General features: G+C 41.8%; 24 protein-coding genes and 1 pseudogene. 6 read left to right on the top strand and 19 right to left on the bottom strand.

The window, feature by feature from the left end; all coding sequences use genetic code 11:
- Positions 1-45 precede the first annotated feature (45 nt).
- From G5B11_RS06130 to G5B11_RS06080, 11 genes and pseudogenes are all read right to left on the bottom strand, one after another.
- A complete protein-coding gene (locus G5B11_RS06130) occupies positions 46-210 on the bottom strand; it encodes an ORF6N domain-containing protein (RefSeq protein ID WP_330603081.1) in 165 nt (54 codons plus the stop codon).
- Between the two features lie 176 nt (positions 211-386).
- Positions 387-734, bottom strand: coding sequence for a TnpV protein (locus tag G5B11_RS06125; protein WP_158422094.1), 348 nt, complete (start codon positions 732-734; stop codon positions 387-389).
- Between the two features lie 274 nt (positions 735-1,008).
- On the bottom strand, positions 1,009-1,398 hold the full coding sequence (locus tag G5B11_RS06120; RefSeq protein WP_244092928.1) for a family 78 glycoside hydrolase catalytic domain: 390 nt from the start codon (positions 1,396-1,398) through the stop codon (positions 1,009-1,011).
- Between the two features lie 137 nt (positions 1,399-1,535).
- On the bottom strand, positions 1,536-1,778 hold the full coding sequence (locus G5B11_RS06115) for a hypothetical protein (protein ID WP_173727231.1): 243 nt from the start codon (positions 1,776-1,778) through the stop codon (positions 1,536-1,538).
- A 194-nt stretch (positions 1,779-1,972) separates the two neighbouring features.
- On the bottom strand, positions 1,973-3,214 hold the full coding sequence (locus G5B11_RS06110; RefSeq protein WP_173727230.1) for a serpin family protein: 1,242 nt from the start codon (positions 3,212-3,214) through the stop codon (positions 1,973-1,975).
- A gap of 323 nt (positions 3,215-3,537) precedes the next feature.
- Positions 3,538-3,702 (bottom strand): annotated as a pseudogene (locus G5B11_RS19550) (TnpV protein); the annotation flags it as partial.
- 61 nt (positions 3,703-3,763) lie between these two features.
- Positions 3,764-4,366 carry a cytidylate kinase-like family protein gene (locus G5B11_RS06100; protein WP_173727229.1) on the bottom strand — a complete coding sequence of 201 codons (603 nt, stop codon included), beginning with the start codon at positions 4,364-4,366 and terminating at the stop codon, positions 3,764-3,766.
- A 13-nt stretch (positions 4,367-4,379) separates the two neighbouring features.
- Positions 4,380-5,747 carry an MATE family efflux transporter gene (locus G5B11_RS06095; protein WP_173727228.1) on the bottom strand — a complete coding sequence of 456 codons (1,368 nt, stop codon included), beginning with the start codon at positions 5,745-5,747 and terminating at the stop codon, positions 4,380-4,382.
- A 389-nt stretch (positions 5,748-6,136) separates the two neighbouring features.
- Positions 6,137-6,385 (bottom strand): CarD family transcriptional regulator, encoded by a 249-nt coding sequence (locus tag G5B11_RS06090; RefSeq protein WP_173727227.1) that lies wholly within the window; start codon positions 6,383-6,385, stop codon positions 6,137-6,139.
- A gap of 28 nt (positions 6,386-6,413) precedes the next feature.
- Positions 6,414-6,635, bottom strand: a complete 222-nt coding sequence (locus G5B11_RS06085; protein WP_158422100.1) for a hypothetical protein — start codon at positions 6,633-6,635, stop codon at positions 6,414-6,416.
- 206 nt (positions 6,636-6,841) lie between these two features.
- Complete coding sequence (locus G5B11_RS06080; RefSeq protein WP_173727226.1) at positions 6,842-8,122, bottom strand: hypothetical protein; 1,281 nt, start codon at positions 8,120-8,122, stop codon at positions 6,842-6,844.
- Between the two features lie 130 nt (positions 8,123-8,252).
- Between G5B11_RS06080 and G5B11_RS06075 the strand changes: the two genes are divergently transcribed.
- Positions 8,253-8,738 (top strand): GNAT family N-acetyltransferase, encoded by a 486-nt coding sequence (locus G5B11_RS06075; protein WP_173727225.1) that lies wholly within the window; start codon positions 8,253-8,255, stop codon positions 8,736-8,738.
- A 43-nt stretch (positions 8,739-8,781) separates the two neighbouring features.
- Here G5B11_RS06075 and G5B11_RS06070 read toward each other — a convergent pair whose 3' ends face one another.
- The 5 genes from G5B11_RS06070 to G5B11_RS06050 form a co-directional block, all read right to left on the bottom strand.
- The gene (locus tag G5B11_RS06070) at positions 8,782-9,819 is read right to left on the bottom strand and encodes a zinc-dependent alcohol dehydrogenase family protein (RefSeq protein ID WP_173727224.1); all 1,038 of its coding nucleotides are present in this window, start codon (positions 9,817-9,819) and stop codon (positions 8,782-8,784) included.
- A gap of 16 nt (positions 9,820-9,835) precedes the next feature.
- The gene (locus G5B11_RS06065; RefSeq protein WP_173727223.1) at positions 9,836-10,738 is read right to left on the bottom strand and encodes an alpha/beta hydrolase fold domain-containing protein; all 903 of its coding nucleotides are present in this window, start codon (positions 10,736-10,738) and stop codon (positions 9,836-9,838) included.
- Positions 10,739-10,764: 26 nt separating this feature from the next.
- Positions 10,765-11,730, bottom strand: coding sequence for an ABC transporter permease (locus tag G5B11_RS06060; protein WP_173727222.1), 966 nt, complete (start codon positions 11,728-11,730; stop codon positions 10,765-10,767).
- A gap of 64 nt (positions 11,731-11,794) precedes the next feature.
- Positions 11,795-13,288: a sugar ABC transporter ATP-binding protein gene (locus G5B11_RS06055; RefSeq protein ID WP_173727221.1), complete on the bottom strand. Its 1,494-nt coding sequence runs from the start codon at positions 13,286-13,288 to the stop codon at positions 11,795-11,797.
- A gap of 181 nt (positions 13,289-13,469) precedes the next feature.
- Positions 13,470-14,471 carry a sugar ABC transporter substrate-binding protein gene (locus G5B11_RS06050; protein WP_158422106.1) on the bottom strand — a complete coding sequence of 334 codons (1,002 nt, stop codon included), beginning with the start codon at positions 14,469-14,471 and terminating at the stop codon, positions 13,470-13,472.
- Positions 14,472-14,888: 417 nt separating this feature from the next.
- On the opposite strand from G5B11_RS06050, the gene G5B11_RS06045 reads away from it, so the two are divergent.
- A complete protein-coding gene (locus tag G5B11_RS06045; RefSeq protein ID WP_173727220.1) occupies positions 14,889-16,022 on the top strand; it encodes an ROK family protein in 1,134 nt (377 codons plus the stop codon).
- A gap of 94 nt (positions 16,023-16,116) precedes the next feature.
- On the opposite strand, the gene G5B11_RS06040 is transcribed toward G5B11_RS06045, so the two are convergent.
- The gene (locus G5B11_RS06040) at positions 16,117-16,704 is read right to left on the bottom strand and encodes a 50S ribosomal protein L25 (protein WP_173727219.1); all 588 of its coding nucleotides are present in this window, start codon (positions 16,702-16,704) and stop codon (positions 16,117-16,119) included.
- Positions 16,705-17,084: 380 nt separating this feature from the next.
- Here G5B11_RS06040 and G5B11_RS06035 point away from each other — a divergent pair, with 380 nt between their 5' ends.
- The 4 genes from G5B11_RS06035 to G5B11_RS06020 all read left to right on the top strand — a co-directional run bounded on the left by G5B11_RS06035 (position 17,085) and on the right by G5B11_RS06020 (position 20,229).
- Positions 17,085-17,612, top strand: a complete 528-nt coding sequence (locus G5B11_RS06035) for a ubiquitin (protein ID WP_173727218.1) — start codon at positions 17,085-17,087, stop codon at positions 17,610-17,612.
- Between the two features lie 9 nt (positions 17,613-17,621).
- A complete protein-coding gene (locus G5B11_RS06030; protein WP_173727217.1) occupies positions 17,622-18,323 on the top strand; it encodes a response regulator transcription factor in 702 nt (233 codons plus the stop codon).
- Positions 18,324-18,326: 3 nt separating this feature from the next.
- Positions 18,327-19,586 (top strand): sensor histidine kinase, encoded by a 1,260-nt coding sequence (locus tag G5B11_RS06025; protein WP_173727216.1) that lies wholly within the window; start codon positions 18,327-18,329, stop codon positions 19,584-19,586.
- Positions 19,587-19,695: 109 nt separating this feature from the next.
- The gene (locus G5B11_RS06020; protein ID WP_173727215.1) at positions 19,696-20,229 is read left to right on the top strand and encodes a prolyl-tRNA synthetase associated domain-containing protein; all 534 of its coding nucleotides are present in this window, start codon (positions 19,696-19,698) and stop codon (positions 20,227-20,229) included.
- Positions 20,230-20,272: 43 nt separating this feature from the next.
- On the opposite strand, the gene G5B11_RS06015 is transcribed toward G5B11_RS06020, so the two are convergent.
- Both G5B11_RS06015 and G5B11_RS06010 read right to left on the bottom strand, forming a co-directional pair.
- Complete coding sequence (locus G5B11_RS06015; protein WP_173727214.1) at positions 20,273-21,427, bottom strand: YibE/F family protein; 1,155 nt, start codon at positions 21,425-21,427, stop codon at positions 20,273-20,275.
- Positions 21,424-22,986 carry a fibronectin type III domain-containing protein gene (locus G5B11_RS06010; RefSeq protein WP_173727213.1) on the bottom strand — a complete coding sequence of 521 codons (1,563 nt, stop codon included), beginning with the start codon at positions 22,984-22,986 and terminating at the stop codon, positions 21,424-21,426. The genes G5B11_RS06015 and G5B11_RS06010 overlap by 4 nt, the downstream gene beginning before the upstream one ends.
- Positions 22,987-23,116: the final 130 nt, after the last annotated feature.

Genomic DNA, 23,116 nt, shown 5'->3' with positions numbered 1-23,116 from the left:
CAATTCATCTCCCACCTGTAGAGGAAGGAGAATTCTTGCTATATATTATGTTAAAACTTTTGTTTCTACTTGATAAAGCATTGACAGATCACTATCCACCATGACTTGTTTGTTTCTTACTACATAAATCAGATTTTCAATGTCCGGTGGCATGATTTCAACGATTTGTGTTTCCACTGGTTCCATTTCTTTTGCTTTCTGATCCGCCATTCCATCTCCTCTATAACTCGAAATGCCAAACTGGCATTTCAAGTTACTTTATCGCACAATCATTTCTTATGAGTTTCCAAAATCCATGTTCCCATTTTACCCTATTTTTCTCATCCTGCCTACTGCTATTTTTCATACAATAATGAGGTCGCAATTCACGACCTCATCACCTTCATTTAAACATAAATCAATTCCTTGAGAATAATCTCTTCCGCAATCGCTCTGTGCTGATTAGCAGCTCTTACCCATGCCATCTGATCTTTCTCTTTATCCAGTAATGGTTCTTTTTCTTCCAACTGTTTCAGGATCACTTCTTCCCGTTCTCTGGCTGCCTTATCTACTTCCAGAAGATGTTCTCCAATTGTATCCTGTAAAAGCATCACCTGATAGGTTGAATTTCGATGGTTTTTCAGATAATCTCTGCGAAGAAAACCATACTTGCCAAGTTGCTCCATCTGCTCACCGGATTTATAGGTGAGATTCGGAATCAGATATCCATTTACATTCGTATACCTTATATAAATAGGACATTCGCAATCCGCTTTCGCTACTTGCTCATGAACGCAGTTGCTTCGCTGCCTGCGTTCATTTTATTAGCACTCTCCATTTCTCATCATTTTTTGACCACAAATTTACGACATTTACGACAAATCTGACACTGCTTTACAATACCAGGCAAAATGACTGATGCACCGGAAAGCCTGTAAAACAGGCACTTCTAAGATACACAAGACAGGACAAAAATCGACTTCCATTATCAAGAGGTGAGTGCTAATTTTTATGAAGAATTTGTTATCGCTACAAGCCATGAAAAATAAGGAAATTATCTCTCTGACTCCATATAATATTACTTTGCAGTTTATTTACTTTTATATTAGGACAGGGGAAATCACCTGTCTTTTCCATATCAGAATGTATCACACAGGCGAAAAACTGATCTGCTGTAAATTCTTCCATTCCTTCTACGCTGATATAACGGAATCCATGGAATGTAAAATGCGGTCGAAAAATCTGTTCTTCTCCATTACAGATAAATGTATCGATTGATTTTGCCTGACGAAGTGTCTCCGGATAGAAGTTTCCATCTTTGTCCAGTACCTCTGCATGACGGAGCACAATCTTCTGTCCTTTCTCGCCTTTCACATGAACCTCTACAACGCCAGTCACAATCTGTCCGAAGTCATTCAAGTCGAGCAGCCGCGAGACTTGGCGCGTGATTCTGGTCAGCGTAAGCTGACATATTCTTTGCAGAATCACTGTGCATCCTCGCGGAGCGTTTATCTCAGTCGGAGATTGGACTCCCACTAAGACTAACTTGCTGTTACTCACCACCTGAAAGAGGTGGGAGTCTTCTCGACTGAGATAAACTTTTCACCTTTTGATGTCACAATCAACTCTTCACCCACAATTTTCTCTATGATACGAACAGGTTCATTCTCCTGTGCTGTTAATACTGCTTTGTCAAAATCTTTAACAATAACATTTCCTTCTGTGATTTTCGGCGCATCTGTACCGATTGTCGATTCTATTTTCCAGGAAAATCTTGGTGCTTTCTCTGTAAGTCCCATTGGATTTTCTCTGTATTCTGTCCAAAAAAAGATTTGAAAGGTATCAGCCAGAAGGTTCTCACTGACAGTCTAAGATTAATGGCAGAAGATGGAATCTGCCCAATACCACCGCAGATACTGTCAGGGTCCATATGCACCCGGGCGTCAAATCCCACGAAAGGGCGGCCAGAGTCTTGATCGAATATTTGCTTGTATCAGGAAATAGATATTACTTTTCCAATGAACAGAATTTCATCATTGTTTCTGTCATAGATCAGAAATGCAAATGGGCGAGTAAGCTCCACGGTTTTGATAATCGGTTCATTTTCCACCGCGGCAGACATACATTCCATGGTAACTGCCGTCACTGCTGCTGCCTTCGTGCCGTTTTCATCCAACTCCAGTTTTGTTTTCTGCAGTATCGTATCCACATTTACATTTTGGTCTACAATACCGGAGAAATCAGAATTGCTGGAAAATAGATTGTCCAGCCCCATGCTTGAGAGCATATCGTTTAGAACAGTGCTCGTCTCAAAGTTAAGTTTTGGCATCTTGCAATCAACTTCATCATATTCTGGATTGGATTTCAGAAGTCCGCCAATATCCAGATCCTCAAGGTTGAAATCACCTTCATCATTTGGCAGGATGCCTATGAAACTTAGCCCGTTGGCATAATCCCTGCCAAAAGCAGTAGCCTTGTCATTTTCATAATACCTGTCTCCTGTACAGGTCATGTATTTTGTTTTTTCTTTTTTTCCAAAACTTTCTTCTGTATCAGAAACATTCCAAGGTTCCCCACTCCATCCGGACTCAAAATACAGGGAATTGGTCAGGCACAGTCCCGTATTGTCATTGATCAGATCCGGCGTAATGATCTTCGGGATCAGCCCTTCTGTATTTTTGTCACACCAGGAATTGATGACATCACATGTTTTCTCCGCGGCAGAAAAATCCACAGCTTCCACTTCTGCCCCAAAACTATTCGATACCGTATTCTTGAATTTCTCCTGAAGTGTTAACCCATTATCCAACCAAATCGCATCTGCTATCTTTACTTTTGACTGATATCCGTAACTCTCATCTTCAGTATTATATGCCTTAATTTTGTCCAGATACTCCTTTGCATAGGTGGCAAAATCATTGGTTCCCAGGTAATTATCCAAAATTTCTTTTGTCTCTCCTTTCGCACCTTCTGCAATCATGCCGAGTGCAAAGTTCAAACTTGTCGGACTGAACATGATGTTTTTACCGAAAGCTTCCGCTGAGAGCATGTCTGTCATTTTTACTGAATTTTGTAATACTGTAGTTTTGTTAATATTGGTTTCATTTTGCATGTATTCATCTGAAGTAAAGATTTGGATTTCGCTGGCCGCTGCGGTATCAACATATACGTTGACGACTGGCATCACTGCTGCCATCGCTGTCATTATACCAGCCAGAAGTTGGTTTCTTCTCATAAGGCATTTCCTCCTTTGGCATTTCCTCCTTTGGCATTTTCTATAGTTTAACATGCTAGTCTTCTTGCTGTGTAATTTCAGAAAACCAAATATCTGAAGCCTGTTTCATGACAGCCGAAATTTAAGCCGAATCAAGTAAGTCCAACTTTCGGTGATGCGTTGACTGTATGTATTTCATAGGGTCTGATTCTGATGTTTCCCCAAGTCATATTTTATGTTCTCACAGCTGAAATATCCCCTGTCCAGAATGAATCCGATCTTCTTATAACCATATCCAAATGCTTTATCCAGCATGAACCGAAGCTGGGAGATATTTCAGGAAATTCACCAATGCTATCTTGCAGGAACATTATCTGATACAGTGAATTTCTATGATTTTTCAAATAATCTCTGCTTGAAAATCCATACTTGCCAAGTTGTTCTATCTGTTCGCCCGATTTATAGATGCGATTGGAAATCAGATATCCATTCACATTTGTATAAGTCAGTTTCCAGGATTAACTATCTTTTCTCAAAATTTAAAAATGTCTCAACACGCTTTCTTTAATATTATTTTGTCATTGGAAGTTTATTACATTCTATAATTATTTTCTCACATCTGTCATAACCAAGCTGGGAACTGTTCAGGCATAGCGTATAATTGCTGGCTTTTCCCCATTTCTGCTCTGTATAAAAGTTATAATTTGTCATACGTCGCTTATCTGTGTCTGCCATCATTTTGACCGCTTCCTTCTCCCCTACATTATATAAGCGAATAATGCGCTGTATTTTTTCCGGCATATTCCCATGAATAAACACATTCAGTACATCGTCCCGGTCTTTCAGAATATAATCTGCATTTCTTCCAATAATCACACAGGACTCCTTCTGAGCCAAATCAAGAATAACCTTTCTCTGTGCCTCGTATACCATATCCTCTACTGATTTTCCTGTAATGTCACGCCCGGCAAATGCATACGCAAATAGTCCTTTCTTCGGAGATAACTCAGCATTTTCCTGAATATATTCCGGTGATAAGCCGGATTTTTCTGCAATCTCATTAATAACATTTTTATCATAATAGGCAATTCCCAGTTTCTTTGCTACCTCTTCACCGATAAAACGTCCGCCGCTTCCAAATTCTCTGCTGATCGTAATGATTCTTTTTGTCATCTCAGACTCCCCCTTAATTCAAAATATCCACTTTATTTTTCCTGATTTTCTTTAAAAATACATATCCCACCAGGCATGAGATCACCTCTGTAATCGGAAATGCCCACCAGATTAATGCAACTCCTGCCTGACCATTTCTGACAAACAGTGAAAAGATTCCAGCCAGCGGCAGAATGATAATAAGCTGTCTTAACAAAGAAATAACCAATGATTCCAAGCCGCCATTCAACGCCTGATAAATGCCCTGATAAGCAACATTAATTCCGGAAAACAGAAAACTGACAGAGATCACTCTCATCGCGCTGATAAAAAAGTCTCTTGACTGTCCCGCATTAAACAATGTTGCAAACGCTCCAGGGAAGATCTCTGTGATTGCAATTCCCAGAATCATTAATACAATGGTATAGATAAGCCCATATTTGATTCCATCCTGAATTCTCTTCTTGCTCCGCATTCCATAAGCAAATGCAATGATCGGTGTGATCGCATCTCGTAAACCAAAAGCAAGAAACAGAACAAACTGCTGAACTTTATAGAACAATCCATAAGCTGTCTGTGCAGACGGATTAAATTTCAGTATCAGATTCATCACATAAACCATAATAGACATCAACGCCTGTGCAATAATTGCCGGAAGTCCGATTGCATAGATTTCTTTTATAACCTTGGCATCTGGCTTCATATATTTCACCCCATGCTGAAATTCCTTATTCAGTTTGATATGAAAAATAAGCAGTAATACTGCGGATGCTACCTGCCCAATTACAGTTGCGTAAGCAGCACCTTTTACTCCCATTTCAGGGCAAGGTCCAATACCATAGATCATGATCGGATCAAGAATAATATTTACTAACGCACCAACAACCTGTCCGATTGTAGAATAAAAAGAACGCCCTGTTGCCTGTAATAACTTTTCAAATAATGAAAAGAAAACAATTCCAAAAGAAATCACACAGCATATTCTCAGATAACTAACTCCCATCTCAAGTACTTCTGCATCAACTGTTTGTGATGAAATATATACTCTCACACCAAAGATACCAAACAATAAGCAGAGCACATAAATGATCACTCCCAGAAACAGGCTGTTTCCTGCTACCTTTGCTGCTTTTTTACTGTTTCCCTGTCCAAGTGTCCTTGCAAGAAGTGCATTGGTTCCTACACCGGTTCCAACTCCCACCGCAACCATAAGCATTTGAACCGGAAATACCAATGTTAATGCATTTAATGCCGCTTCACTACCTACTCTCATATTTCCCACAAATGCACTGTCTACAATGTTATAAACCGCCTGCAATGCCATGGATAAGATCATCGGGATTCCCATTTGGATCATCAGCTTACTCACTGGCATCTCCTTCATTTTATTGCTTTCCGACATTTTATTTTAGCTCCTCTCTTTTTGGCACAAAAAAAGTGTGCACCTTGTCATATAAGCTGGACTTACGCTGAAAGGCTACACACTTTTTCATGGCAAATATTATATTTTAACAAAAAACGAGCAGCTAGTAAACTGGATTTACGCTTACTCGCTACTCGTTTGGTGTAATTATATTTCCTGTTTTTCAAAAAGTCAAACAAAATTTTTCTTACATTTTTTTTGCAATGCCATAAGGAGGCCTTATGAATTCCAGAAACAAACTGGCAGAAAGGCCAATCTGACCTTTACTATACACAATGGCAGTTCCCCTAATGCTGTCATTGCTTGTATTAATATGATCAGTGCAGCTATCCGCCAACTGATATTACTGGTTCCCTGCCTCTGGATTTTCATAGAGATTTCTGACATTTCACATAGCTGGTATGCATTCTGGCTTCTTCTTTTGTCAGACACAATCTCAATCTTGCATCTGAGTTTGAGACAGGAACATATATTTTTTCTTTTTCATCTTCTACCGGCTTCATCAGATAATACAATTTGTTGTTTTTTTCGTCCTGTGGATTCAAATATAAAATATTATCTATTTTGCATATACCTGTAACAGGCTTGCTGACAAGATCTCCAATTTCATATTTCACAAAATTCTCTCCTTACTGATTGGCACATTTATTCCGTAAAAGTATAACGTACAAAAGAACCATGATTATCTCCTGTCACTATTACAATATCCCCACTCTCATTACATGTGGATTCCAGAATTGGATATCTTCCATTTTCTTTTACATAGGCTTCCGGACTATCTGCTTCTGCCTCGATCAGAGTTTTTTTACTATACTGCTCTCCTCCACAAGGATTGATTTCCTCAATAAAGATTTCATACTCATGCATATACGCTTCCTCCTGAAATAATTTTTATAAGATGAGCAGCGGCATATGTTGCTTTCCTGCACCATTGCGCTGCTCATCTTTATTTTCATTATAAAACTATTTCATTTTGATTTCAAAAGCGTTTTTTGCCAAAATGCCTATTCTATTTTTAGGCATTATTACTACGTATTTGCACATAGTCAGCCTTCTTTGCTGAGATAAGACTATCACTTATACCAAATCCTCAGGCATTTCACCTTGATATTCGATGGATCTGCTATTAGTTTTCCTATATTGAGATTCATAGTTTTTGTCTTTCCAGGCTTTATGTTTACTTTAAACGTCTTGGTACGGGTCATTGTTTCGTTGATGGTCATGGTAAACTTAAGCTTCACTTTGGTGATGATAGATTTGGATTTGTTGGTAAATTTAGTCCTGTAATAGGTTTTACCGGAGGTTGGATAATATTTATAACCTGTCACCTTCACCTGCAGTTGTTTCAAGGTGGGCTTTGGTGCAGACTTTTTACCTACGATCACAGTAATCGTCTTTCGCTTGCCATTTACCAGAGCGCTTACCTTCGCAGTGCCGGGTTTCTTTGCTATAATAAATCCGCCAGCTGCATCAACGATCTTTTTATTGCTGGATTTTACTTTTTTGATCGTAATGCTTCCGCCACCTGTTTTGAAAACATAACTGGAAAACATTGTTGTGTCCCCTACCTTAAGGGTAATGGATTTGGCAACCGTAATAACTGTTTTTGACACAGTAAAGGAAACCTTCTGGGTTTGATTGCCATATTTGAAAATAAGCTCTGCTGAACCGGCTTTATAAAAATAAACATTTACCTCAACACTATCACCAGATCTTGGAGTAATTCCTGTAACCTTTCCAACTGATGAATCTGAAATGCTTACAGAATATTTGGATGTGTCCTTCAGCGGATCTAATACATACGGATCATCCACTGTTACCAGAAATGCTCCTGTAGTTTTATCATAATTTTTTTCAGGCGGATAAATAGTTATGTCCGCATTTTTCCGATTTTCCCGAACATTTACTGTAATATTGAAATCCACATACGACTCAGAAATATAGTTATCGTAATATGTAAATATTTCCATAAATTCCAGTTCATCCGATTCATTGAAAGTACCAGAGCCCTGGAGTACATTGCTGCCATTTGGATATAAATATGTGCTGTTGTCGCCCAGCCATAAGCTTACCCGGCCAGGAGTCAGTTCAGTATTGGGAAAAGTCATAGTCACATCTACTCTGTAATCCATGGACTCCTCTGACGGAACCTGATATCCAAGATAATACCGAAATGAATTTCCACTTTGCACATCCATGGTTCCTGTCCCACTAAGCTTAAATCCGTCCTGGGTATTCTCCCTGGTGATCGCCGCATGTACCTGCTGTGATCCAGAGCAAAGCAACATAAATATTGCAACTACAAACACCAAAGTGTATTTCTTCCATCTGGTTAAATTGCTTTTCATAATCATAAAAAATCCCCTCCCTTTTATCTTTACACAGGCTATGATATTGCTTACAATCAGTGTATATAGTTGAAGGGAATTTTTCCATTAACCATTCGTTAGTTTTTCAAGAAGATAAAAAAGGAGACTGTACACCATGAATATAAGAACTGCCACATTCAACGATCTTGAACAGATTTCAGAGGTAGAAGCTCAGTGTTTTCCTGCTGCTGAAGCAGCAACCAAAGAAGAATTTTCAGAAAGACTTCGTTATTACGGTGATCATTTCTGGCTGATGTTCGATCACGAAAAATTGATTGCCTTTGTTGATGGCTTTGTTACAGATGAACCGGATCTATATGATGAAATGTACGAAAAAGCGTCTCTGCATAATCCTCAGGGTGCCTGGCAGATGATCTTTGGGGTTAATACACTTCCCTCCTATCGTCGCCAAGGTTATGCAGGCCAGCTGATCCAGTGTGCCATCGACACCGCCCGCAAGCAGCAGCGAAAAGGTCTTGTCCTCACCTGTAAAGACCGCCTGGTTTCCTATTACTCCAAATTTGGTTTTAAAGATGAAGGTATCTCTGATAAATCCGTACACGGAAATACCGTATGGCATCAGATGCGCCTTACTTTCTAATATCGAAAACGGCCGGAAAATCTCCGACCGTTTTCACCTAAAATTAGTCCTGAGGATGTACCACCACTTTGATGGATTCACTGGACATCTGCATAAGAATAGCGTCTTCCAGATGTTCCAGATCATAATGATGGGTGATCAGCTTTTCGATCTCCAGCCGTCCGCTGTTAATCAGATTTACTGCTCTCTGATGAGTATCCGGATTGATAATAGAACCACGCACAGTAAGTTCTTTTTTATAAACATCAAATAATGGAAGAGGTGCAGTTCCTTCTACTGGCGGTACACTAAACAGCACTACAGTTCCGCCTGCGCCAGCCATTTCGATGGCCTGCTGAGCGATCTTCGGATTGCCTACGCACTCGATGACGCAATCTGTTCCTTCATTTCCTGTGATCTGAAGGATCGCCTGGGCCAGATCCTCATGGATAGGATCAACAGCAACATCTGCCCCTACACTAAGACCAATCTTACGTCTCATCTCAATTGGCTCACTAAGAATCACTGTAGATGCGCCTTTTAATTTGGCCAGCTGGATCATCAGTTGACCGATGGCACCGCCGCCGATCACCAGTACTGTCTGTCCAGGAATAATATCTGTCCTGTCAATCCCATGGATCGCACAAGCCAGAGGTTCAGCCATGGCAGCCACATCAAAAGGAACATCTTTATTTAATTTGTAGCATTGATCCTCCGGTGCTACAGAATACTCTGAAAAACCACCGTCCACATTCACTCCAAGAGCAAACAGGTGCTCACAGTTCTGCTTTTTCCCCATGCGGCATGGGCGGCATTTCCCACAATACATATTAGGATCTAAGGTTACATGATCCCCTACTGCCACTTCTGTTACTTCAGATCCCACCGCAGTAACCACACCGGAGTACTCATGTCCCAATACAACCGGAGGGGTTACATCTGCTGAACCCTTTTCTCCATGATAAATATGTACATCTGTTCCACAGATTCCTGCTGCCATATTCTGTATCATTACCTGATGTGGCTCCAATTCTTTAAATTCCATATCACGGACTTCAAACTTTTTTTCTTTGTCCGCTCCTAAAAAATATGCTCCACGCATGTCCAAATACCTCCTATTACTTTAATGTTCTATTCAAATAATCCAGGATCAGATTCTTTACTTCAGTCTGTGAAAATGCTGCATCCGCATGGTCTACCCCATCAATCAGTACAAATTCTGCCGGAACACCTTCCTTTTCAAGTTTTTCATACAAAATTTCACTGTGAAATACTGGAACCTGTGTATCTTTTGTTCCATGAAGCAGAAGAAATGGAGGTGCATCCTTTGTAATGTAAAATCTTGGATCCATCTTCTCGCCAATTGTCTTTTCATGGCGCAGGTGATTCACTCCTGCTGCCACTGACTGCGGTTCCAATTTTCCTCGTAACAGAAACTGCTCTTTTTCATCATAAGAATCCAGGCTTTCCCTGCCCTCAAAATTCATCATATCCACAGCTCCGTAGAAGATCACTGCAGACTGCACTGCCGAACTTTCATCCAGGTATTCCCCTTTTTCAAATTCCTTACAATCTCCGGTGGCTGCCACAAGTGAAGCCAGATGTCCTCCTGCTGACTCTCCCATCACTGCAATCCTGTCAGGATCGATGTTCCACTCACTGGCATGGGCTCGTAAGTACCGGATTGCCTGCTTCACATCCATCAGCATTTCCGGGAAAAACCAGGTTGCTGGAAGACTGTAAGAAACACTTGCCACCACATAACCTTTCTTTGCATAGTAAGACAACTCCGGAAGCCATACATTCTGATCTACCTCTGTCCATCCACCGCCTGTGATCCACAGGATACAGGGCTGGGGCGCAGGCTTATCATCATATTCAAAAAATGCTCTCTGATGAAGAATGCTCATCTTTAAAGGAACTCTGGTGGCATTGCACCAGTACGGTTTCTGAGAGAATACCAGGTCTGTGCACTGAAGGATCACAGGTTCTTTTGTTTCTATTTTTATGATTTTCTTCACATTGACCACCTTCCTGTATTATGGTTTTATTCTTTTTCCACAGCAGAAGCAGCATGCTTCCTGGAAGCATAGTCCATACCAACTGCAAGGATCAGTACAACACCGTTCATTACATACTGCCAGTAAGTATCCAGTCCCAGAAGGGTAAGTCCGTTATTCAGGATACCAATGATCAGTACACCAAATACTACTGAAAACAATCTTCCGGCACCACCGCTTACTGATACACCGCCTAATACAACAGCTGTAATTACCTCGAACTCGAAGCCGCGGCCTGTATTCGGGGTTCCGGACATCAGACGGGAAAGCATAAGAAGTCCGGCCACGCAGGCAAACACAGAGCTCATAATATAGGCCATGATCTTTACTTTATCAACATTGATTCCGGAAAGTCTTACAGCCTCTTCATTTCCACCAATAGCATACAAGCTACGCCCAAAAACGGTTTTCTTTAAAATAAAGGCACCAAGTACAAACATCAGAATCATGATCAGCGTAGGAATAGGAAGCATTCCAATATACCCCTGTCCCATAAGTGCAAATCCATCACTGAAGCCAAATACTGGCTGACCACCGGAGATCAGATATGCAGCGCCATAAAGGATATTCATAAAAGCCATTGTTGCGATCATCGGCGGGATATTATACTTTGTGATCAGGAAGCCATTACAAAAACCAACTACTGCAGACATGAGTAGACTGATCAAGATCGCTAAGATCGGATGCACACCCATTTTTACCATCATGGTTGGACAGAGTACATTTACAAGTTCAATAGTGGAACCAATGGACAAATCAATCCCACCGGTAAGGATGATCATCATCATTCCAACTGCCGCAATTCCACGAAAGGAAATCTGCCTGGTGATATTTAGAAGATTATTCAGGTTCAGAAATGCCGGTGACAAAATACTGAATACAATAAACAGCGCCACAAATGCAAATACAATAATATTTTGGTTCATCCATGATTTTACATTTTTCTTATTCATCTTTTATGCCCTTTTCTTTATAAAATTCTATATTTAAAGGAATCAGCTAAAATACTATTCCGCCCTAACTCTGAGATGCCAGGGACATTACCGCCTCCTGACAGAATTCTGTTTTTGACAGTTCCCCTGTCACACGACCTTCACAGAATACTACGATCCTGTCGGACATTCCCAGAAGTTCCTCCATATCAGATGAAATCATGATAATGGATTTCCCTGCCTGTATTAGTTCATTCATGATCCCATATATTTCCTGCTTTGCCCCTACATCAATACCACGGGTAGGCTCATCCAGTATGATCACATCCGGATTCTTTGCCAGCCACTTGGCAATAACCACCTTTTGTTGATTTCCACCAGACAGGTTTTTACAGATCTGTCTGTCGGAAGGTGTTTTGATTGCCAGTGCTTTAATGTATTCACCAACAATATTTTTTGCTTTTGTATAATCGATCACATCATGTTTCGAGATCTGAAGCAGACTGGGGAAATATATATTCTCCCCCACAGACATATGAAGCATCAGACCCTGCTTCTTTCTGTCCTCAGGTGCAAGAGCGATTCCCTGCTCAATGGCATCCTTTGGATTTTTAACCTTTAACTCTTTTCCTTTGTAAGTGATGGTACCGCCGGTTTTTCCTGTAATCCCGCAGACCAGCTGCACAGACTCAGTCCTTCCGGCTCCTACCAGGCCGCCAAATCCCAGGATTTCACCTTTACGAAGCTGAAAAGATACATCCTTTACACCTGGTCCTTTCAGATGCTGTACGTCCATCACAACTTCCGTCTGTTCCTGCTTGTCCAACTTTGGATACTGCTCCGTCAGCTCTCTTCCTACCATCATGGAAATCAGTTCCTGACGGTTGGTATCACAGGTGTTTACTGTTTTGATCATTTTTCCGTCCCTCAGGATCGATACCCTGTCTGTAATCTCAAAGATTTCATCCAGCCTGTGGGAAATATATATAATGGTAACACCTGAGGCTTTCAGCTTTTTAATGATCTTAAACATGATCTCCACTTCATTGGTAGTAAGAGAAGCAGATGGTTCGTCCATTACCAGGATCTTAACCTTATGGGACAGAGCCTTTGCAATCTCTACCAGCTGCTGATAGCCTGTTGTCAGTGTTCTTACATTCGCCGTCACATCAATATTTATTCCAAGCTGTTCAAATATTTTCTGGCTTTCACTCACCATAGCTTTCATATCAATCATTCCGTGTGTGCGGATCGGACTTCCAAGGAAGACATTTTCCGCAATAGATATGTCGTTTACCAGATTGAATTCCTGGTAAATAACAGCAACTCCCTGCTCCTTTGCAATAGCAGGTGTCAGATTATTAGTATATTCTTTTCCATCTATCAGAATCGTTCCGGATGTAGGAATCACAGCACCTTTGGTAGATTTAATCAATGTGGATTTCCCGGCTCCGTTCTCACCGGCCAGCGCATGGACTTCTCCTGCACGGAACGCAAGACTGACATTATCAAGTGCCACAACACCTGCGTATTTCTTTGTGATATTTTTAAATTCCAATATATTTTTCGTACTTTCCATATGCCAACCTCTTGAATATCTTTTGCTCGTTGTAACTGTCCAGTACCCTTGTGAGATACTGCCTGCTGAATCGTTACTGCCTGTTGTCTTAAATTATGCAGGGACCTGCCTGAGGCTTCCTTTGCACGATATTCACCGTTGTTGCCTCTTCTGCCTGTACAGGTGCCCTGCATACACATGTTTACTTGCTGAGTTTACTCAGATCTATCTGATCTTCATATTTCCATTCTTTCAGCCAGTCTTCCATAGTATCAACAGTTACCAGCTCATTTGGTGTTACCTGATCTTTTTCTGTGATTCCATTATTCAGAGAATCAAGGATAACTTCTACGATACCATCTCCAAGCTGCCAGCCTGCGCCAAATGCAACTTCCGCTTTGATGGGGTCGCCGTTTGCCATCAGCTGAAGGGCTTCGATAGTACCGTCAACTGCAAAAATACCAAATCCTTCCTGCTTGCCGGCTGCTTTTACTGCCTGGTTAGCACCAATACCGCCGCCATCACCGATGGACATGATCACTTTCATATCCGGATATGTTTGCAGCCAGTTCTCTACGATGGTCATTGCCTTATCTGCAACTACACAGGAATCCTCAACAACAAGTTCTGCATCTGGAGCATTCTCTGCCAGGGCTTTTTTCATTGCCTCTCCACGATCTTTACATTCCTGGTTCTCATAGAAAGTAAGAAGACCAACCTGTGCTTTTCCGTCATAATTATCATTAATAAACTGAGCTGCCTGCTCACCGATCAACTGTCCTGCACCTGCATTATCATTTGTATAGGATACATCATATGTGTTGGTATGCACGCCGTAACACATAACCATGATTCCTGCATCCTGGGCATCTTTGATAGCACTTTCTACAGAATTGATATCAATTGCAGAAACGATAATGGCATCCTTTTTCTGCTGAATGAAATCCTCGATCTGTGCAACCTGCGTAGACGGATCATTATTAGCTGCAACAACGGTAAAGGTACTTCCCATTTCTTCACCCTTCTTCTGTACCTCGTCACAAACCTCTGCCCAAATTGGATTGGTCAGATCCGCTACTGTCATACCGATCTCATAGCTTTTTGCCTCTTCGCTCTTAGCCTCCTCTGCTGAAGCTGGAACTGCCAGAACAGATGTGCCGATTAACGCTGCTACTAAAGTCCCTCTCAATACATTACGTTTCATGAATGCTCCTCCTTTGTTTTATAAATATATTTTACAAATGTTTCTTGATATATTTGATGATATCATTGTATTTATTTACTGTCAATCATCGAATTGCTGATTCTATTTGTGCATATTTACCATATCTCTTTATGTTTTATGTATTCTCAAAGCAGTTATTTTTACAAAAATGCTTTATATATCTCTTTTCAATCCACGGTTATAAGGTTTTATACATCACTTTTCTCTCATTTTCAGCCTTTCACAGATTTCTTTTTCGCTTTTTTACATGAGTTTTACATTTATTTACGATTATTTATATAATTCCTTCTTCTTTTTCACCTTATTTAGCTATTTTTTCTCATTTTCCCTATTCACTTTTGTAAATATATTTGTTATAATTATAACAAAATCAAGATCTTTCACAGGAGATGTATTATGGGGATTACAACTTCAGAATTGAAGCAATTGAATTGCGATATGGTATATCGGATGATTTATGAGAATAACGGCATCACCAAGCAAATGATTGCCAAAGAGTTGAGATTTTCATTGCCTACAATTTCACAGAATCTGGGATATCTGCTGGAGCAGGATAAGATCCACTGCAGTTCCCACAGAGCTGCAACCGGCGGCAGACCGGCACAGTTATATAAATTCAACTATAATTCCAGAATCACTATTTCTGTAGAGCTTCTCGCCAACATGCTGAATGTGGCTGCAGTCAATCTGGCAGGGGAGATCATCGCCGAATCCAGCCTTGACCTGGTTTTTACAAATGACCCTCTTTATTTTGAAACCTTCAGTTCCTGGGTGAATCATTTTATTGCTTCACTAAGCTGCAGGCCTGAACAGATCCTGGGCATTACAATTGCCATTCAGGGTGTGGTTGATGCAGATCAGGAACATATTTCTTTCGGCACCCTGTTGTCTAGCAGTACTTTTGTAAGGACTGATTTTGCACAGCACTTTCAATATCCAGTGTCTCTGATCCATGATGCAGAAGCAGCTGGGATCGCTGAGAGCTGGCACAGTGCTCCGGATATGAATGCTATCTACCTTTCCCTGAATGCCAACCTGGGCTGTGCGGTGATCGTCAATGGTCAGATCATGAGATCCAGACATCTGAGCAGCGGTGTTATGGAGCATCTTACACTGTACCCCAATGGCATTCCCTGCTACTGTGGGAAGTGTGGCTGTGCAGAAAGCTATTGTTCTGCTAATACCCTGATCCGAAAATCCGGTCTGAGCCTGCCTTTATTCTTTCAGAAGGTTCGTGACAAGAATATCAAATACCTGCCGATCTGGCAGCGATACCTGCAGGATCTGGCACTTATGATCGATGATGTACGGATGGTCATCGGTGGTGATGTGATCATCGGTGGTCTACTGACCCCATACCTTACAGATGAAGATCTGGATTCCATCAAAGACAGCGTATGCTCTCTTACCACCTTTAAAAATGCAGACTTCACTATCAGTAAGGGTAAATATGGCAAGAAAGCCACTCTTATCGGTACTGCGCTCACCCGCATAACGGATTACCTGAAAGAAGAGCGCCTGGTTGACTGACCAGATACTTAAATTCATTTACGTAAAAAGACCGCCGCTGTACCTGGCAGCGACGGTCTTTTTACAACAACATTCATACATAAACAACGGCTCTTTATTCGGCAGCCTCTTCTTCCTTCGGCTCTTCTTCAGGAACAACATTGTGTACCTCGGAAACCACAACTACGGTAGCATTCAGATCTGTACGTAGATCTACATCCTTATCCTGTGCAATCGGCAGATCCTTAACTTTGATGCTGTCACCTATATGCATATCTCCAACATCTACCTCGATCTTCTCCACCAGTGCTGCTGGCAAAGCCTTATAAGCAATCTCTTCCAGCAAAAGCTGTACCACTCCATCTGTTACTTTATCATGGTTCAGAAGAACAACCTCTGCAACAGAATGTACTTTTTCATTGCTTACCAGAGCCTGGAAATCGATCTCATCTACCTGTCCTTTTAACGGGTTAAATTCCACGTCCTTAATCAGTACATCATACTTTGTACCGTCCACATCCAACATGATCTGGCTGCCCTTACTGTTTGTTTTCAGCAGCTTATCCAGATCCTTCTTAACGATCTTGACGGGAATGGATTCTTTTATTTCTCTTCCAAAGATATTACCGGTAACAAATCCTTCTCTTCTTAATTTTTTGGCTTTGACATCCATGCTTCTTTTTTCAGCTTTTAAAGTATTCATTTATCTTTTCCTCCAAAAATCTGATTTGCTCAATAGCCTTCACCCCGATCTTCCAGGGAGGTTTTATTAAGTAGCTTTCCTTTGTTACAATCGTATTATAACACCCATATCAATTTCAGATTCACCAATTTTATTTTTTTTCATCTGTAATTTTTGTCAGTTTTTAATCTTGTATTTTCCCGCCACCCTGCTTACGATTTTTTGCCACATCTCCCACGATTTTCTTTGTATTACTTTTGCTTTTGGTGTATTGTAGTATTAAATACAGCCACTTGATTTTTAATCTTATTTTAATCTTTCTTCAAAGTTACTTTAAGGAACTACTGGTAGATTATAACAGTCAACTGATACAAAACTTTGATTGAAAGGAAAAGGAAAATATGGACCAGTTAGAAAAAGTAGATAAATTAAGAGAAAGAGCAAATGTCAGCTATGAAGAAGCAAAAGAAGCCCTGGAAGCAAGTAACTGGGATCTTCTGGATGCTATGGTATATCTTGAAAAGCATGGGAAGGCAGAGCCTCCTGAACAGGAAACCGCATCCTCTGCCTCCCAGGAAACTCCCCAGTATGTATCGGTTAAGGAAAAGGTAGAAGAACAGGAAAAAGAATCTTCTGAAGGCCTTCTTACCAAGCTGGCAAAAATATGCAAGGTGCTGTTCCGCATGAGCAAAGAAAACAGCTTCTGTGTGAATCGTCATGACAAAGAACTGATCCGCATACCCGCCTGGGTACTGATCCTGGCTCTGCTGTTTGCATGGAAAATAATACTTCCGGCAGTGGTCATCGCCTTGTTCTTTGACTGCCGATATTCTTTCTCAGGAAAGGATGACCTTTCCCCGGCAAACAAAGCTATGGACAAAGCCAGCGAATTTGCCGGAAAAGTAAAAAGCGAATTTGAAAGCAGGTAAATTCTAATCATGAATGAACATATTCTAATTGTAGAAGACGAAGAAAAACTGGCCAGGTTTGTGGAGCTTGAACTGCTCCACGAAGGCTACCAGGTCAGCAAATCATCCAACGGAAGAGAAGCCCTTGCCATGGCTGTGGCAGGGGATTTTGACCTTATCCTTCTGGATATCATGCTTCCAGGCCTGAATGGTCTGGAGGTTTTAAGGCGACTTCTGCAGGATCATCCTACGCCTGTGATCCTGCTCACTGCCCGTGACGCAGTCATGGACAAGGTAGCCGGGCTTGATGCAGGTGCTGTAGATTACATTACCAAGCCATTTGCTATCGAAGAATTACTGGCTAGGATCCGCGTAGCCATAAAGCTGCACAGGAATTTTAACAAAGGAACTGTGCCAGAAGCAGAAGACGGTCTTCTTCGCTGGGGACACCTTACCCTAAATGAAAAGAAGCACCAGGTTACTTATGACAACCACCAGATCAGCCTTACCAACCGGGAGTTCCAGATGCTGAAAGTCCTTCTGGAAAACCAGGATATTGTACTGACCCGGGATGTTCTCCTGGAGCGTATTTGCGGATATGATTATGTAGGCGAAACCAATGTTGTTGACGTATATATCCGTTTTCTCCGTTCCAAGATCGATCAGGTTTTCCAGGTCAAAATGATCCAGACCGTCCGGGGCGTAGGCTATGTGATCAAATCGGAAGAGTGAAAAATGCAGAAAAATAATACTCAGACCAAACGTATGACCTCTATCGCAAGAAAGCTGCACAGGTCATTGATTCGGAAGAAGATCTCCATGTATACAGGCTTTGATTTTCTTCTTTTTATGCTTCTTCTTGTTGGCTGGCTGGCCAGCCTGGAATACCACACTTTTGGTAAATTCATCCTATCGTACAACCGTTATTTCCATATTCCATCTGGAAGTACGCACTGGTTTCGGGATCTTGTTTACATTGTATCCGATCAAAAAGAAAAGATCCTGCTGAAGGTTCCCCTTGCGGATCTGATCATTGTGCTGTGTATCACAACAGGTATCCTGTTTTTACTACAGCTTCTGTTTATATGTTTTTCATATGCAAAAGAAAGCAAAAAAATCCGTCGGATTCTGGCTCCCATTAATGAAATTGCCCTGAAAGCAGATGAGCTGAGCCGTATGACTCTTTCCGGTGACAAATACCAGCAGATCGAAGATGCTATTTCCCACCTTCATCCGGAAGAGGCTGAACTGCTTTCTTTTGGTGATTCCGATCTTCAGGGGATCGAAGCGGCAATGAACAACCTGCTTCTGCGTATGCGGGATTCTCAAAGACAGCAGGCCCGTTTTGTCAACGACGCTTCCCATGAGCTGCGAACCCCTATTGCAGTGATCCAAGGCTATGCCAATATGCTTTCCCGTTGGGGCAAAGATGATGAAAAAGTTCTGGATGAGTCTATCACTGCTATCCAAAATGAATCTGATCATATGAAGCATCTGGTAGATCAGCTTCTTTTCCTTGCAAGAGGTGACAGCGGTAAAACACAGCTTTCTTTGGAACTGGTTTCCCTTAATGATCTGATGAATGAAATATATGAAGAATCCCTGATGATTGACGAAAATCACTTATATCGTTTTCGGCCCGGGGATTCGGTGCGGCAGGTACAAGCTGACCCTGCCCTTCTAAAACAGGCTGCGCGTATTCTTGTTGATAACAGTGCCAAATATACCCCTGAAGGAGCCGAGATCCTTCTTCGTACCGGGCAGACTGATGATGGAAAGTCTTATCTGGAAGTACAGGATTCCGGGATCGGTATGTCTCCCAAAGATGTTTCCCATATGTTCGAGCGTTTTTACCGTTCTGACGAAGCCCGCAGCTATCAGGGCACAGGGCTTGGGCTTTCTATCGCCAAGTGGATCATTGACCGGCATAATGGACGTTTTGAAATCCTTTCCCGTACAGAACTTGGCACCAGGATCAGGATCATCCTGCCTTAATATTACTTAGCCTCTGGATTTTATCGCTTTACCGTGATACAATATTTTTCAGACAGTGCTGCCAGGCCTGGTGGTTCTGATTATGAATTTACTGCAAGGAGATACTGATATGGAATTATTTGAAGGAAGACCCACCGACTGCCAGGGGCGTCTTGCAAAGGAAATCCGGGTTTATGATTTTCTTGATTCACTTGGGATCAAATATCAGCGGATTGACCATGAAGCCCTGATGACCATTGAGGCCTGCCAGGAAGTCGATCAGCTACTGGGAGCTATGATCTGCAAGAATCTGTTTCTCTGCAACCGCCAGGAAACAGACTTTTACCTGCTTCTGATCCCTGGGGATAAGAAATTTAAAACAAAAGATCTGTCTTCCCAGATCGGGTCTGCAAGACTTTCTTTTGCAAAAGAAAATTATATGGAAGAATTTCTGGACATTACTCCAGGCTCTGTAAGTATCCTGGGACTGATGAATGATAAAGATCACAGGGTACGTCTTCTCATCGACAGTGATGTGGTAAAAGAACCGTATATCGGCTGTCATCCCTGTATCAACACTTCCAGCCTTCGGATCAGCACCAAAGATATGCTTGAAAAGATCATTCCTGCTATGGGACATGAGCCTACATACGTAGAATTGTGATATGTTTTTTTGCTAAAAGAGACCGTGGCACAGCCTGAAACGGCTATGACACAGTCTCTTTTTTATGGAAAAGGAACGCACAGATCAGCACAGTCAGCGGCACGCAGAGAACGATTCCAAAGCTGCCTGCCAGTCCCTGCATAATGGCAATTCCTATATTATTTGAATTAATGATCTGCTGATAAGGCAGATTGTATGCGTAATCCAGAAGGAGCATGCTCACACTGCTTCCAGCAAAAGCAAGGATCAGCGTATTGCTGTCTGTTCCCATCATGTCACGGCCTACACGCATCCCGGCCTTAAACAATTCTTTTCTGGTAAGCACAGGATTCTGTCTGTAAATCTCATCAATGGCACTGCAAATAGACATAGACACATCCATCACTGCCCCAAGACAGGAGATCAGAAGTCCTGAAAACAACAGTCCTCCCACCTGAATCCCATTGGTATTCCATAAAGTCATTAAAGTCTCGATATCTGATACATTATATCCGGTGATCCCAGAAGCTTTACTGAAGCACCATGCTGCCACACCAGCCGTCATAACTCCCACCAAGGTTCCCAGTGTGGCCGCTATGGTCTTTCTTGAAGCCCCACCGATCAGGTACATGGTCACAAGAGTGGTGATAAAACAAATAAATACCCCACACCAGAATGGAGAATAATTCAAGTATACCAGCGGAAGATATACAAAGATCACGCAAAAAAAGGTAAAGACCAGTCCCAGACACCCTTTAATTCCCTGCCAGCCTCCTATAATGCAAAGAGCAAGAAGATATAAAGCGGCAAAAATATAGATCACCCATTCCCTGTCCTGGGAATATACACTTGCCACCGTTGAATCACCTGCAACACTTTGCATAACGATCACTTTCATTCCCGGACTGCAGGCGGCCCCAAACAAATACCCGGAACTGCTGGTAATATCCAGTTCTTCTCCTTTTCGCACACCTGTAAGCATACGCACCCGCACTTTTTGCTCTCCAACACGGGTTCCATTGTCTTCCAGATTGTCCTGAAGGATCTTCACTACTTCTGCTTTTTCAAATGTCTGCCCTGTACGGACTACCAACTCTGTTTTCTCCACCTGGTTCAGACGGATCACAAACACAGCGAACAGACAGACAAGAATGAATCCTATAAGATACCGGGCTGCTTTTTTCTTTTGAAACAGCCCGGCAGATTTTAATTTACTCATTTCGTTTTTTCAATGGTAAAGGTATCATCAATCGCTTCTGCTTTTCCATCATCGGTAATCTGATATGTATCAATGGAAAACTGATCTGCGGTCATTGTGATCACGGAGTAGCTTGGAAGCCAGTTCTGGCTGCGTGCTGCAATGTAATCCTGCTGTGTAGGTACAAGCTCATAATATTTGGATCCGGATGCAGAGTTTGCTGTCATGTAAAGGATTCCCTGAGGATCTGTTACTGTATTGCCTTCTACATCCTCAATGGTGTAGCAGTTATTATCCTGTTTAAAGGCATCCAGTGCAGCCTGTGCATCTGTATCTCCATCTTCCGGAGCCAGTGTGATCTGTTCCTCTGTATCTACGTTTGTTGCATGATCCCAGTCATAATCAGAGCCATCCTCATTCAGACGGAATTCATATTTTCCATGAGTCTGTCCATCACCATAAAGCATTTTGGAACGGCTGTAAGTATGATCATGTCCCTGAAGTACCACATCAATATCATTGCTATCAAATACAGGGGTAAGCTGTGTACGAAGGATCATACCGTCTGTATCAGAATGATCCAGACCTGAGCCGTAAATATCCTGATGGATGGTAACTACACGCCATGCTGCATCCGGATAAGCAGCTACTGCCTCTTCAATAGTCTTCTGATGCTCTGCCACATTGTAATTATTTGTATTCAGTACGATAAACAGACCCTGGCCATAGCTGTAATAATAGTCTCCTCCAGCTGCTGTTTTACCGTTCTCTGTGTTATTCGGATTATTGAAATGATAAGCATAATCCGCATTCAGGGAATCATGATTTCCAATGGTAGTTGCAACCGGAAGGGATGCCAGTGCGTTTGCACTTAAATAAGACGCATACTCTTCTTCCTTCGGTTTTCCTGTTTTATTTACCTGATCACCTGCAGAGATCACAAAATTCAGATCCGGATTTTCTGCCAGTGCTGTATCCAGTGTACGTGACCATGCAAAGCCATCGTTCTTTGCCGCTGTATTAGCTGCTCCATCCTCAGCGGATAACTCTGCTCCGTCCTGAGTCTGTCCTTTGGAAGCGCCAACCTGGGGATCTCCCACATACAGGATCTTTACGCTGTCTGTTCCCTTTGTGGTATACTCTGTTACTTCTGTCTGCTCACCATTTTTCTCAACTGTATAATAGTAAGTAGTGTTTGGCTCAAGGCCGGTAACTGTTACATGATTATATTCATAAGCCTTGTCACCTGTCAGATCCTGGTCTACGTCTCCGCTGGTTCCTTCAAAGGTTTCCAGATTGTCCTTGTCTGTTCCGAAATGTACCACAGGTGTTGCCTGGCTGTCTGTCTTTTCACTGTACCATGCAAAATTTAATTCTGTATCATCTGCTCCAGGTGTAAGGGAAACTTTTGTAAAATCTGCTGCGGTTGTTTCCCAGCTGGATGACCACTCATCCCAGCCATTATCCTTTCCTACTACACTACTGTCTGTATAATGATCTGTGGAAGCAAATGCTGCTGCCGGACATACGGTTACTGCACTCAGGGCAAGGATAAGACCTGCAACTAATTTTTTCTTCATAATAACTCCTCTCCAGTAAATGGAATTTTAATATCAAATCAAGTCTTTTTTATTCTCAGCAGAAAAAAGTCCCGGGCCCGTCAGGCTTTCTCGCTTACGGGATGGAGTATAGCACTGTAATTTTTGTAAA

The sequence above is a fragment of the Blautia glucerasea genome, assembly GCF_013304385.1.
In the GTDB taxonomy this organism is placed as follows: Bacteria; Bacillota; Clostridia; order Lachnospirales; family Lachnospiraceae; genus Blautia_A; species Blautia_A ammoniilytica.
This window is presented reverse-complemented; position numbering and strand designations above follow the sequence as displayed.

Coding starts and splice junctions, on each gene's coding strand:
- G5B11_RS06045 (WP_173727220.1), top strand. CDS start 14,889: ATGGGGATTACAACTTCAGAATTGAAGCAATTGAATTGCGATATGGTA.
- G5B11_RS06040 (WP_173727219.1), bottom strand. CDS start 16,704: ATGAATACTTTAAAAGCTGAAAAAAGAAGCATGGATGTCAAAGCCAAA.
- G5B11_RS06100 (WP_173727229.1), bottom strand. CDS start 4,366: ATGACAAAAAGAATCATTACGATCAGCAGAGAATTTGGAAGCGGCGGA.
- G5B11_RS06025 (WP_173727216.1), top strand. CDS start 18,327: ATGCAGAAAAATAATACTCAGACCAAACGTATGACCTCTATCGCAAGA.
- G5B11_RS06060 (WP_173727222.1), bottom strand. CDS start 11,730: ATGAATAAGAAAAATGTAAAATCATGGATGAACCAAAATATTATTGTA.
- G5B11_RS06055 (WP_173727221.1), bottom strand. CDS start 13,288: ATGGAAAGTACGAAAAATATATTGGAATTTAAAAATATCACAAAGAAA.
- G5B11_RS06070 (WP_173727224.1), bottom strand. CDS start 9,819: ATGCGTGGAGCATATTTTTTAGGAGCGGACAAAGAAAAAAAGTTTGAA.
- G5B11_RS06080 (WP_173727226.1), bottom strand. CDS start 8,122: ATGATTATGAAAAGCAATTTAACCAGATGGAAGAAATACACTTTGGTG.
- G5B11_RS06110 (WP_173727230.1), bottom strand. CDS start 3,214: ATGAGAAGAAACCAACTTCTGGCTGGTATAATGACAGCGATGGCAGCA.
- G5B11_RS06050 (WP_158422106.1), bottom strand. CDS start 14,471: ATGAAACGTAATGTATTGAGAGGGACTTTAGTAGCAGCGTTAATCGGC.
- G5B11_RS06020 (WP_173727215.1), top strand. CDS start 19,696: ATGGAATTATTTGAAGGAAGACCCACCGACTGCCAGGGGCGTCTTGCA.
- G5B11_RS06115 (WP_173727231.1), bottom strand. CDS start 1,778: ATGGGACTTACAGAGAAAGCACCAAGATTTTCCTGGAAAATAGAATCG.
- G5B11_RS06015 (WP_173727214.1), bottom strand. CDS start 21,427: ATGAGTAAATTAAAATCTGCCGGGCTGTTTCAAAAGAAAAAAGCAGCC.
- G5B11_RS06085 (WP_158422100.1), bottom strand. CDS start 6,635: ATGCATGAGTATGAAATCTTTATTGAGGAAATCAATCCTTGTGGAGGA.
- G5B11_RS06130 (WP_330603081.1), bottom strand. CDS start 210: ATGGCGGATCAGAAAGCAAAAGAAATGGAACCAGTGGAAACACAAATC.
- G5B11_RS06030 (WP_173727217.1), top strand. CDS start 17,622: ATGAATGAACATATTCTAATTGTAGAAGACGAAGAAAAACTGGCCAGG.
- G5B11_RS06035 (WP_173727218.1), top strand. CDS start 17,085: ATGGACCAGTTAGAAAAAGTAGATAAATTAAGAGAAAGAGCAAATGTC.
- G5B11_RS06095 (WP_173727228.1), bottom strand. CDS start 5,747: ATGTCGGAAAGCAATAAAATGAAGGAGATGCCAGTGAGTAAGCTGATG.
- G5B11_RS06075 (WP_173727225.1), top strand. CDS start 8,253: ATGAATATAAGAACTGCCACATTCAACGATCTTGAACAGATTTCAGAG.
- G5B11_RS06010 (WP_173727213.1), bottom strand. CDS start 22,986: ATGAAGAAAAAATTAGTTGCAGGTCTTATCCTTGCCCTGAGTGCAGTA.